This window comes from Halomonas sp., assembly GCF_031581305.1.
GTDB lineage: Bacteria > Pseudomonadota > Gammaproteobacteria > Pseudomonadales > Halomonadaceae > Halomonas.
In genome coordinates this window covers 3,251-14,796 of record NZ_JAVLBC010000064.1, presented here as the reverse complement: position 1 = coordinate 14,796, position 11,546 = coordinate 3,251, and the positions used below count along the sequence as shown (strand labels likewise).

The 11,546-nt window shown below is 64.8% G+C and carries 10 protein-coding genes and 1 pseudogene; 5 read left to right on the top strand and 6 right to left on the bottom strand.

Going from position 1 to position 11,546, the window contains the following annotated elements:
- From RI841_RS07325 to RI841_RS07315, 3 genes are all read right to left on the bottom strand, one after another.
- A partial coding sequence (locus RI841_RS07325; protein ID WP_310704937.1) for a citrate/2-methylcitrate synthase occupies window positions 1-844 on the bottom strand: 844 nt, incomplete at its 3' end.
- 51 nt (window positions 845-895) lie between these two features.
- Entirely contained in the window at window positions 896-1,786 is an 891-nt protein-coding gene (prpB, locus tag RI841_RS07320; protein ID WP_310704936.1) for a methylisocitrate lyase, read from the bottom strand.
- Window positions 1,787-1,815: 29 nt separating this feature from the next.
- On the bottom strand, window positions 1,816-2,532 hold the full coding sequence (locus RI841_RS07315; protein WP_310704935.1) for a GntR family transcriptional regulator: 717 nt from the start codon (window positions 2,530-2,532) through the stop codon (window positions 1,816-1,818).
- Between the two features lie 237 nt (window positions 2,533-2,769).
- On the opposite strand from RI841_RS07315, the gene pabB reads away from it, so the two are divergent.
- Both pabB and RI841_RS07305 read left to right on the top strand, forming a co-directional pair.
- On the top strand, window positions 2,770-4,125 hold the full coding sequence (pabB, locus tag RI841_RS07310; protein WP_310704934.1) for an aminodeoxychorismate synthase component I: 1,356 nt from the start codon (window positions 2,770-2,772) through the stop codon (window positions 4,123-4,125).
- A 126-nt stretch (window positions 4,126-4,251) separates the two neighbouring features.
- Window positions 4,252-4,872 (top strand): phosphoadenosine phosphosulfate reductase family protein, encoded by a 621-nt coding sequence (locus RI841_RS07305; protein WP_310704933.1) that lies wholly within the window; start codon window positions 4,252-4,254, stop codon window positions 4,870-4,872.
- A gap of 49 nt (window positions 4,873-4,921) precedes the next feature.
- Here RI841_RS07305 and cysB read toward each other — a convergent pair whose 3' ends face one another.
- On the bottom strand, window positions 4,922-5,893 hold the full coding sequence (cysB, locus tag RI841_RS07300; protein ID WP_310704932.1) for an HTH-type transcriptional regulator CysB: 972 nt from the start codon (window positions 5,891-5,893) through the stop codon (window positions 4,922-4,924).
- 185 nt (window positions 5,894-6,078) lie between these two features.
- Between cysB and trxA the strand changes: the two are divergent.
- Window positions 6,079-6,450: pseudogene (gene trxA / locus RI841_RS07295) on the top strand (thioredoxin); the annotation flags it as partial.
- 68 nt (window positions 6,451-6,518) lie between these two features.
- On the opposite strand, the gene RI841_RS07290 reads toward trxA, so the two are convergent.
- A complete protein-coding gene (locus tag RI841_RS07290) occupies window positions 6,519-7,613 on the bottom strand; it encodes an AI-2E family transporter (protein WP_310704931.1) in 1,095 nt (364 codons plus the stop codon).
- A gap of 127 nt (window positions 7,614-7,740) precedes the next feature.
- Between RI841_RS07290 and RI841_RS07285 the strand changes: the two genes are divergently transcribed.
- Window positions 7,741-8,523 carry an SIMPL domain-containing protein gene (locus tag RI841_RS07285; protein WP_310704930.1) on the top strand — a complete coding sequence of 261 codons (783 nt, stop codon included), beginning with the start codon at window positions 7,741-7,743 and terminating at the stop codon, window positions 8,521-8,523.
- A gap of 117 nt (window positions 8,524-8,640) precedes the next feature.
- Here the strand turns inward: RI841_RS07285 and serS are convergent, their stop codons facing one another.
- Window positions 8,641-9,918, bottom strand: coding sequence for a serine--tRNA ligase (gene serS, locus RI841_RS07280; RefSeq protein WP_310704929.1), 1,278 nt, complete (start codon window positions 9,916-9,918; stop codon window positions 8,641-8,643).
- Window positions 9,919-10,130: 212 nt separating this feature from the next.
- On the opposite strand from serS, the gene RI841_RS07275 reads away from it, so the two are divergent.
- Window positions 10,131-11,546, top strand: a 1,416-nt coding sequence (locus RI841_RS07275) for an FAD-binding oxidoreductase (protein ID WP_310704928.1), incomplete at its 3' end; no start/stop codon positions are given.

Below are 11,546 nucleotides of genomic sequence, written 5' to 3'. Positions count from 1 at the left end.
CGGCAAGCTTCTGGGACCAGTGCTTGATGATGGCGTTGCGCGGGTCGGACTCGCGGTAGATCGCATGGCCGAAGCCCATGATCTTGTCCTTGCGCTCGAGCATGCCCATGATCTCGCGCTCGGCCTCCTCCGGGGACTGCCAGTCCTCGATCATCGCCATCGCCGCCTCGTTGGCACCGCCGTGCAGCGGGCCGCGCAGCGAGCCGATGGCACCGGTCACGCAGGAGTGCATGTCGGAAAGCGTCGAGGCACAGACGCGGGCGGTGAAGGTCGAGGCGTTGAACTCGTGCTCGGCATAGAGGATCAGCGAGACGTTCATCACCCGGGCATGCAGCTCGGAGGCCGGCTCGTCGCGCAGCAGGTGCAGGAAGTGACCGCCGATCGACTCGTCGTCGGTCTCGGTCTCGATGCGCACGCCATCGTGGCTGAAGCGATACCAGTAACAGATGATCGACGGCAGCACGGCGAGCAGGCGATCGGAGACATCCTGCTGCTGGTCGAAGCTCTCCTCGGTTTCCAGGTTGCCCAGCATGGAGGCGCCGGTGCGCATCACGTCCATGGGGTGGGCATCCCTGGGAATCTGCTCGAGGACGGTCTTGAGCGCGTCAGGCAGGCCGCGTAGGCCCTTGAGCTTGGTGATGTAGGCATCGAGCTCGGCCTGGTTGGGTAACTTGCCCTTGAGCAGCAGGTAGGCCACTTCCTCGAAGCGCGCCTTCTCGGCCAGCTCCTTGACGTCGAAGCCGCGATAGGTCAGGCCCGAGCCGGTCTTGCCGACGGTGCACAGGGCCGTGGTCCCCGCACTCTGGCCGCGCAGGCCGCTGCTGCTGACGGGTTTGTCTGCCATGTCGTGTCTCCTTGTGAGTCGTTTCTTGTCGGAATTGACGGTCCAGCAGCGTTATGCCTCGCCGCCCTTCTCCGCGAACAGCGCGTCGAGCTTGCGTTCGAAGTCGTGGTAGTTGAGGAAGTCGTAGAGCTCGTCCCGGGTCTGCATGATGTCGACGACATCACGCTGGTGGCCGTTGTCGTGAATGCTCCGGTAGACCTTGAGCGCGGCGGCATTCATGGCGCGGAAGGCGGAGAGCGGGTAGAGCACCATGCGGCAGCCCACCTCGCCCAGCTCCTGCTGGGTGAACAGCGGGGTAGCGCCAAACTCCGTGATGTTGGCCAGGATCGGCGCATCGACGCGCTCGCAGAACGCCTTGTAGTCATCCAGGGTGTGCACGGCCTCGGCGAAGATGGCATCGGCGCCGGCCTCGATGCAGGCGTTGGCCCGCTCGATGGCGGCATCCAGACCATCCTTCTGGAAGGCGTCGGTGCGCGCGATCAGGGTGAAGTCGGGATCGAGGCGCGCATCCGCCGCGGCCTTGACGCGGTCGACCATCTCCTCCTGGGAGACGATCGCCTTGTTGGGACGATGGCCACAGCGCTTCTGGGCCACCTGGTCCTCGAGGTGCACGGCGGCCACACCGGCGCGCTGCATCTCCTTGACGGTGCGGGCAATATTGAAGGCCCCGCCCCAGCCGGTGTCGATGTCCACCAGCAGCGGCAGGTCGGTGGCACCGCAGATACGATGGGCATCCTCGACCACGTCGTTCATGGTGGTCATGCCGAGGTCCGGTAGGCCGAAAGAGGCATTGGCCACGCCGCCACCGGAGAGGTAGATCGCCTGGTGGCCCACCTTCTCGGCCATCATGGCGGTGTAGGCATTGATGGTGCCGACGATGGGCAGCGGGCGATGGGCCTCGAGGGCGGCGCGGAAACGCGCACCGGGGGTCGGTTGCATCATGGGAGGTCTCCGTAAGTTGTTCGAGCGCCTCAGGCGGGCGTCTCGCTGTCCTGCAGTTCTAGGGATGCCGCATAGCGCTCGACGACGTTGGACCGGGAGGCGCTGACATGGCGCCGCATCAGCAGCTCCGCCAGTTCGGCGTCGCCGGCCTCGATGGCATCGACGATGCGGTGGTGTTCGACGAAGGCGCGCTGGGGACGCGAGCCGCTGGCACTGAACTGTGTACGGTAGAGCCGCACCAGATAGTAGAGGTCATCGCAGAGCATGCCCGTGAGCATCTTGTTGTGGCTGCCCTGGACGATGCGGAAGTGAAAGTCCAGATCGCCCTCGCGCTGATAATAGGCCTCACCGCGACGCAGGTCGGCCTGGCGCTCGTGCACGGCCAGCACCTCACGCAGCCCGGCGATCTCCCCGGCGGTCATGTGTTCAGCGGCGAGCCGCGCGGCCATGCTCTCCAGGGCCTCACGCACATCAAATAGCTCAAGCAGCTCCTTCATGGAAAGCTTGACCACGCGGGCCCCGACATGGGGTACCCGTTCGATCAAACGGTGCGCCTCGAGGCGACGCATGGCCTCTCTCAGCGGCCCACGGGAGATCCCGTAGTCCCGGGACAGTCCCGGCTCGGTTATCTTGCTGCCCGGTGCCAGCTCGCCTCTGACGATGGCATCCTGCAACTGCTGGAAGACGCGTTCCGCCAGGGTGCGGACTTCGGGGGAAGTAATCTGTTTTGGTGCGACTGAGTTCATGGCAATTGTCGACAATCAAGTGATGGACGAACTGTAGACATTGCCTCCCCCGGGGTCAACAGGCCCACACAGGGAAGAGCTTAACCTTTGGTTGTAAACAACCTGGGGCAGGTGCCCACCAATGTCGACAATGATCATGCGAGTGAATGGTCGTGAGCGACAATTGGGGAGGCAGCGGGAGGGACAAGTCGGCTCTCGACACCTAGAATGGAGCGCCCGTATCGAGTAGACGACGTGATGACACCTTCGATCGACATCGTCCCCCTGCCCTACTGCGAGGATCCGCTGGCCTACTTCGCGGCGCTGCGCGACAGGCCCGGCGCCGTGTTGCTCGACAGTGGTCGCCCGATGGCGCCGGGGGGCCGTTACGACATTCTCAGCTGCGATCCCCTCGCGCTGCTCGAAATCGATGCCGACGGCCAGGTGCAAGGCGACCCCGCGCTGGCGGGCCTCGCCCCCTTCGCTGCCCAGCAGGCGCTGCTTGAACGGCTACCCGGCGATGTGCCGGACAGCCGGCTGCCGTTTCTCGGCGGGCTGATCGGCTACTGGAGCTACGACCTCGGGCAGCGACTCGAGCCGGTGACCGGACAGGCCCGGCAGGCGGTCAAGTTGCCGGCCAGCCGGGTCGGTCTCTATGACTGGGCATTGATCCAGGACCACGACTGTCGGCAGAGCTGGCTGGTGGGCAGTGCCTCACGACGTCGCCAGGTACGCGAGTGGCTGGATACGCCGACGCGCCCAGAGGGGAGCTTCCGCCTCTCTGCCCCCTTCGCCGCCGAACTCAGTCGCGACGACTATCTGACACGCTTTGACGCCGTTCAGTGCTACATCCGCGCCGGCGACTGCTACCAGATCAACCTGGCCCAGCGCTTCAGCGCCCCCTTCGAGGGCGACCTCTGGGCGGCCTACCGTCGACTGCGCGCCACCACGCCCACCCCCTTCGCCGGCTACCTGGCCTGGAATGACAAGGCGATCCTCTCACTCTCGCCGGAACGCTTCCTGCTCTGCCGGGACGGCCGGGTAGAGACCCGACCGATCAAGGGCACGCGACCACGCGGCGCGACGCCCGAGGAGGACCGGTGGCTGGCCAGGGAGCTGGGCGCAAGTCTCAAGGATCGTGCCGAGAATGTGATGATCGTCGACCTGCTGCGCAACGACCTGGGCCGGGTCTGCCAGCCCGGCAGCGTGAAGGTACCACAGCTCTGCAGCCTGGAGAGCTATGCCAACGTGCATCACCTGGTCAGCGTGGTAACCGGCGCGCTGGCGCCCGAACGCTCGCCCCTGGACCTGCTGGCTGCCGCCTTTCCCGGTGGCTCCATTACCGGCGCTCCCAAGGTGCGGGCCATGCAGATCATCGACGAACTGGAACCCAGCCGTCGCAGCGCCTACTGCGGCAGTCTCGGCTACGTGGACGTACGCGGCCATATGGACACCTCCATCGCCATTCGCAGCGTGGTGGCCGAGGGGGGAGAACTGCACCTCTGGGGTGGAGGTGGCCTGGTCGCCGACTCCCGGGGCGAGGAGGAGTACACCGAGACCCTGGACAAGATCCGCCACCTGATGCGGGCGCTGGTGGCGGCCAGCCATGACTAAAAGATGGAATAAAAAACAGGTCTTCTACTTCGCAAAGGAATAGATACCCAATGAATCGGTATTGGGGAAGGAAACACCGGCTCTGCTAAGGTACTTCAAACCCAAGACCACCTGTCCGGAGCCCTCATGGAGCTGCAACTCGATGTCATCAACCGGGAACTCGGCAACGACCCCGAGGTCCTGATCCGCTGGGCGCTGGAGCAGGGGCAACGGCCGATCTGCACGACCAACTTCCGCCCCTTCGAGGCCGTGATCCTGCATATGGTCACGCGCCAGCAGCCGGATATCCCGGTCGTGTGGATGGACAATGGCTACAATACCAAGGCCACCTACCGGTTCGCCGACGAACTGATCCAGCGCCTGAACCTCAACCTGGTGAGCTACCTGCCACGACGCTCGCGGGCCCATCGCGAAGCGCTGGAAGGCCCCGCCCCGGGGATCGAGGATCCACGCCACGCGGCCTTCACCCAGGAGGTGAAGCTCGAACCCTTCGAGCGGGCCCTGCGCGAGATGTCACCGGACGTCTGGTTCACCGCCCTGCGAGCCGAGGACACGCCCGAACGAGCCCGCATGACACCGGTAAGCCACAGCGGGGACGGCCTGCTGAAGGTCTCTCCCCTGCTGCACTGGACGGCACGCGAGCTCTACCACTACCTGCAGACCCACGATCTGCCCAACAATTTCGACTATTTCGACCCCACCAAGGTGGAGGAGAAGCGCGAGTGCGGTCTGCACCTCCAGCATTGACGATCGCGTCAGACAGGAGAGAGGCAAGAACAGGGAAACGAGCCCTCGCTCAGCGCGACGGCAGCTCGATATCCTTGAAGAGGGCCTCCTCGTGACGCGGGCCGGCGGCAAGGGCCGCGTCGACCAAGTCCCGCGTCAGGTGGCTGGCAAAGCCTTCCAGGAAGTCATACATGTAGCCGCGCATGAAAGTGCCGCGACGAATACCGATCTTGGTGGTGGAACTCGCGAAGAGGTGACCGGCCTCGAGCGCTACCAGGTCGGTATCGTGCTCGGCATCCACGGCCATGTGGGCGACGATGCCTACCCCCATCCCCAGTCGTACATAGGTCTTGATGACATCGGCATCGGCCGCGGTGAGCACCACATTGGGCGTCAGGCCCTGTGCACGGAAGGCATCGTCGAGCTGTGAGCGTCCGGTGAAGCCGAACACATAGGTGACCAGCGGATAGTCTGCCAGGGCCTCCAGCGTCAGGGACTCCATCTCGGCCAGGGGATGTCCCTGGGGCACCAGGACACAACGATTCCAGCGATAGCAGGGCAGCAGCACCAGGTCGTTGAAGAGCTCCAGAGACTCGGTGGCAATGGCGAAATCGGCCTGGCCATCGCTGACCATCTGGGCGATCTGCTTGGGCGTACCCTGCTGCATGTGCAACGCCACATCGGGATACTTCTGGGTGAAGTCGCTGATCACCGGCGGTAGCGCATAGCGTGCTTGAGTGTGGGTGGTAGCGATCGCCAGGCTGCCGCGACGCTCGTCGCTGTGCTCCTGAGCGACCTCCTTGATGTTCTCGGTAAGCCTCAGCACCTGCCCGGCCAGTTCGATGATCGCCTGCCCCGCGGGCGTCACGCGGGTCAGGTGCTTGCCGCTGCGGGCAAAGATCTCGACACCGAGCTCGTCCTCGAGAAGGCGGATCTGCTTGGAGATGCCCGGCTGAGAGGTAAAGAGGCTCTGGGCAGTGGCCGAGACGTTGAGATTGTGGCGCGACACCTCCCAGATGTAACGCAGCTGCTGAAGCTTCATGGCCGCCCTCCCGTGCGTATCATGGGGCCTTTAAAATACCGTAAAGACATAAAAATATTATTAATGATCACTTTATAGCATAACTCACCCGGGCAGGTGCAACCGCTTTCCCGCACTCTGCCACACAGCGGGGATTTGCCAGCACTTCGGTCGACCGCTAACATCGTCCAACCTGGCATACCCCGCATATCACCCCATCCGCTCGATGCAGCGCAACGAAACTGGAGAATCACATGGCCAATAACGTCGATGTCACCAATGCCAACTTCGAGCAGGAAGTCCTCAAGGCCGAGACACCGGTCCTGCTCAAGTTCTGGGCCCCCTGGTGTGGTCCCTGCAAGGTGATGGCACCGGTGGTCGACGAGGTCGCCGAGGAGCGCAACGGCAACCTCAAGGTCGTCAGCATCAACGTTGACGATGCTCCCGAGATCGCCGCCGAACAGGGCGTGCGCGGCGTGCCGACCGTGATGATGTTCAAGTCCGGCACCAAAGTCGCCTCGCTGGTCGGTGCCCAGTCGAAGTCACAGCTGAGCCAGTTCATCGACCAGAACGCCTAATCGCGTCGCACGACTCTCGGACGCCCTTATCGCCCCGGCCCCGGCCGGGGCGATGTCGTTTCTTGCGCCTACTCCTCGTCGCGCTTCGAGATCGGGCGGTCGGCCTTCTCGATCGATGCCCCCTCCCCCGGCCCCAACAGATGAGCGATCCAGCGGGTCTCGGGATGGCTGTCCAGGGCAATCTTCAATGTCATGGTCAGCACCACGGAGAGCAGCATCCCCACCGCCCCGAAGATCCAGCCCCAGACCACCAGCGAGAGGAAGGCCACGAAGGTCGAGAGCCCCAGGGCCCGGCCCATCACCCGCGGCTCGACGATATTGCCCATCACGAAGTTGACCCCCAGATAGGCCGCGGCGAGCATCAGGGCATCGAACAGGCCTCCCTCAGGCGAGACCAGCAGCAGCATGACCGGCGGCAGTGCCGCGATGGCCGAGCCGATGTTGGGAATATAGTTCAGCGCAAAGGCCAGCACCGCCCATAGCAGCGGAAACTCCACCCCCACCAGCTTGCAGGCCACCCATATCAGCGCACCGGTGGCCAGGCTGATCAGCGTCTTCACGGCGAGGTAGCGCTTGAGGGTGAGACTGAACTCGCTGAAGCGACGCAGGCTGGGCGCCGGATTGACCAGGGCACGGGAGACCTTGTCGCGGAAATTGAGCGTCTCGAAGAGCAGGAACATCACCAGCAGGGCCACCACGATGCTCTGCATCATCAGGTTGCCCACCTCGCCGAGTAACGTCGGAATCCAGTTGCCGAACTGCTCGGCCTCCAACAGGTCAGCCAGCCGATTGGTGTCGATGGCGAGCCCCATCCCGGCCAGACCGTCGAGGAGTCCCAGGTAATACTGGTAGAGCTTCTCCTCGATGCCCGGCAGGGAATCGACGAAGGTGCCGAAGCTGTTGACCACCAGCAGACCAAGCAGGGAGAGGAAGCCGCCGATCACCACCAGCGTCAGCCACACGGCCAGCCGCGTGCTCATTCCGAGGCGATGCAGCCACTGCACGGGGGCCGTGCAGACGACCGCGATGAACAGCGCCAGCAGCAGCGGCACCAGGAGGCTGGAGCCCGCCCGCATACCCGCGACGATCACCACCAGGGCGGCCAGTGCCAGGGTCAGGTTGAGGGGAATATTAGTCTGCTCACCGTCTTTGGGATGGGGCATGCCCGGACTCACGACCATGGAAAGTCTGCTCATGATGCCGGGGTGGGCGGCAATTGCAAAGGACGGGAACCATTCCAGAGCCATGGGCTCGAAGCCGGCGTATCCGCGATGCGACAAGGAGAGATTCATGCCGATGCCCCGCCTGTTCCGCCCGCTACTAATGCCAGCTCTGACCGCGTTGATGGTCGTGGCCTCGCTGGCAATGCTTCCCCGCACCCTCGCCGCGGAAACGCCCCGTCGCCTGGAGGTCCAGGCCGAGGCCGAGCTGCAGGTGGTGCCGGATCGTGCCACACTCAGTGCCCGCCTGTGGGAACACACACCGGCCACCGCCCAGCGTGAGGAATCCGCGAGCGACCCGGATGCCCTGCGCAAGGCCCGCGACAGGCTGGAAACCCGATCCGCTGGCCTGATACGCGCCCTGGAAGAGGCGGGGCTGGAGCGCCAGGCGATCCGTGCCGGCTCCCTGAACGTGCAACCCGAGCACCTGCCGGGCGAACGACGCGCGGAGGGCAAACACGAGACGCTGGTTCGCACCCGCCTCGAGCGGCCCCTTCGCCTCCAGCTCGATGACCTCGAGCAGTTGCCTGTGCTGCTCGATGCCCTGACCGAGGCCGGCGTGGATGCCCTGGACGGCGTCAGCTATGACCTCGCCGACCGCGACGCTGCTACCGACGAGGCGCTGATCAAGGCACTGGAGAAGGCCCGCCACAAGGCCACCCTCATGGCCGAGACACTGGGCATCGGCCTGGGTGAGGTGATCGCCGTGAGCGAGACCCGCTCGCCGCTCTTCCAGCCGCGGATGATGGCCATGAGTGCCGATGCCCGGGAGAGCCTGCCCCGGGCCGAGTACCGTCCCGGTACCATCACCATCGAGGCCGGGGTCGGCGTCAGCTGGAAAATAACGCCGTAAGCGGGAAGCTGGAAGGCGGCATAAGTCCAGCGCCTAAAGGGTCACGGTTTTTCTTCAAGCTTCCAGCCGCGTAGCGGCGCTCTTACAGCTTCAAGCTCCTGGCCCGACGAAGCCGGATCAGAGGTTAATGGTTTCGACCCCACCCATGTAGGACCGCAGGACTGCAGGCACACTGATCGAGCCGTCTGCGTTCTGGTGGTTCTCCATCACCGCGATCAGACAACGACCCACCGCCAGACCGGAGCCGTTGAGGGTATGCAGCAGCTGCGGCTTCTTCTGCTCGGGCTGACGAAAGCGCGCCTGCATGCGTCGTGCCTGGAAGTCCTCGCAGTTGGAGACCGAGGAGATCTCGCGGTAGGTCTCCTGGCTGGGCAGCCAGACTTCCAGGTCGTAGGTCTTGGTCGCCCCGAAGCCCATATCACCGGTACAGAGCGTCACCACGCGATACGGCAATTCGAGCGCCTGAAGGATCGCCTCGGCATGACCGCGCATTTCCTCCAGCGTCTCATAGCTCTTCTCCGGCTCCACCAGTTGCACCATCTCGACCTTGTCGAACTGGTGCTGGCGAATCATGCCGCGGGTATCGCGGCCGTGGGAACCCGCCTCACTGCGAAAGCACGGCGTATGGGCGGTCAGCTTCATCGGCAGCGCCTCGTGGTCGAGGATCTCATCACGAGCGAAATTGGTCAGCGGCACCTCGGCGGTAGGGATGAGGTGGTAGCCGCGCTCGTCATCCAGGCGAAACAGGTCCTCACCGAACTTGGGGAGCTGGCCGGTGCCATGCAGCGAGGCGTCGTTGACCATGTAGGGGACATAGCACTCCTCGTAGCCATGCTCGAGGGTCTGCTTGTCGAGCATGAACTGCGCCAGAGCCCGATGCAGCCGTGCGATGGGACCACGCATCACCGCGAAGCGCGCCCCGGTCAGCTTGGCTGCCAGGTCGAAGTCCAGATCGCCCTTCACCGCGCCCAGGTCGACATGGTCCTGGACCTCGAAGCCGAACTCGCGCGGCGCACCCCAGCGGTGGAGTTCGACATTGTCCGCCTCGCTTTCGCCCACCGGCACACTGTCGTGGGGCAGGTTGGGCAGGCCGCTGACCAGCGCATCCCAGTCGGCCTGCACCTCGGCCAGGCGCGTCTTGGCGGCATCGAGCCGGTCGCCCAGGTCAGATACCTCATCAAGCAGCGGCTGGATGTCATCACCCGCAGCCTTGGCCTTGCCGATCGCCCTGGAGCGGGTGTTGCGCTCGTTCTGCAGGGACTCGGTCTCGGCCTGCAGCTCGCGCCGCCGGGACTCCAGCGCCTCGAGACGGTCGGTGTCGAGGGCATAGCCCCGCTTGGCCAGTCGTTGGGCGACCGAGTCGAGGTCGCTGCGCAGCAGTTTGGGATCGAGCATGGAATCCGGTCCGTTGCAGTCGGTGATTGGGGAATCGGCCGCGAGGAAGCGGCGGCTGGAATCAGACCGCCCATTGTAGGCAAAAGCCCGAACGGGTGCCACGCGGGACCGGCACGCCGGGATGCGCACATGGGCCTCTCGCGGTAAAGTAGGGGTATCCTTTCCCCCCCGCCCGGCCATGCCGTGGTGGCGCCAAGACTGAACATGACACCATGATCGCACGACTGGACACCGCCGACGCCGGCAACACCGCGAGCCTTGCCGCCCCCTACCTGCGTTTCCTCGAGGCCCTGAGGGCCGCCGGTTTCGAAGGTGAGATCGCCCCGGATTACGCCGCACGCACGGTGCTGGCCACCGACAACTCCATCTACCAGCGCCTGCCCCAGGCGGTGCTCTATCCCAGGGGCGCCCCGGACCTGCAGCGCATCGCCCACCTGGCCGGCCAGGAGGCGCATCGCCAAGTGGTGCTGACACCCCGTGGCGGCGGTACCGGCACCAATGGCCAGTCACTCACCGATGGCCTGGTGGTGGACGTCTCGCGGCACATGAACGCGATCCTCGACATCGACGTGGAGAATCGCCGGGTACGTGTACAGGCCGGCGTGGTCAAGGACCAGCTCAATGCGGCGCTGAAGCCCTTTGGACTTTTCTTCGCCCCGGATCTCTCCACCTCCAATCGCGCCACCATCGGCGGCATGATCGCAACCGACGCCAGCGGCCAGGGCAGCTGCGAGTACGGCAAGACCCGTAACCACGTGCTCGAACTCGACGTGCTGCTGCTGGGCGGCGAGCGCCTTGAGAGCCGCCCGGTAGATGACGGCGAACTGGAGGCGCTGTGTGCCCGCGATGATGCCACCGGCCGCGCCTACCGCACCGCCCGCGAGATCATCGATACCCGGGGCGAACTGATAGAGGCCAAGTTCCCGCCCCTCAACCGCTGCCTGACCGGCTACGACCTGGCGCATCTGCGCGATGACCAGGAGCGTCTGGACATGAACAGCCTGTTGTGCGGCGCCGAAGGGTCACTGGGCTTGCTCAACGAGGCGGTGCTCAACGTGCTGCCCATCCCCAAGCACGCCACCCTGGTCAACGTGCGCTATCCCGGTTTCATGGATGCCCTGCGCGACGCCAAGGCCCTGATGGCAAGCCTCGCGCAACCTACCTCCATCGAGACGGTGGACGACAAGGTGCTGATGTTGGCCATGGAGGACTTCGTCTGGAACAGCGTAGCGGCATTCTTCCCTGCCGGAGAGACGCCGGTGCGCGGCATCAACCTGGTGGAGTTCAACGACGACGACCCCGAGCGACTCCAAGAGCGCGTCGACGCCTTCTGCGCACACTTGGAGGCGGATGCCAGCGTCCAGCGCCTGGGCTTTACCCTGGCCGAGGGACGTCCGCAAATCCAGAAGGTCTATGCCATGCGCAAGCGCGCCGTGGGCCTGCTGGGCAACGCCAGGGGCGAGAAACGCCCCATCCCCTTCGTGGAGGATACTGCGGTACCACCGGAGCACCTGGCGGACTTCATCAGCGAGTTCCGCGCCGCCCTGGATGCCCGTGGCCTGGAATACGGCATGTTCGGCCATGTGGATGCCGGCGTGCTCCACGTGCGGCCGGCCATCGACATGAAG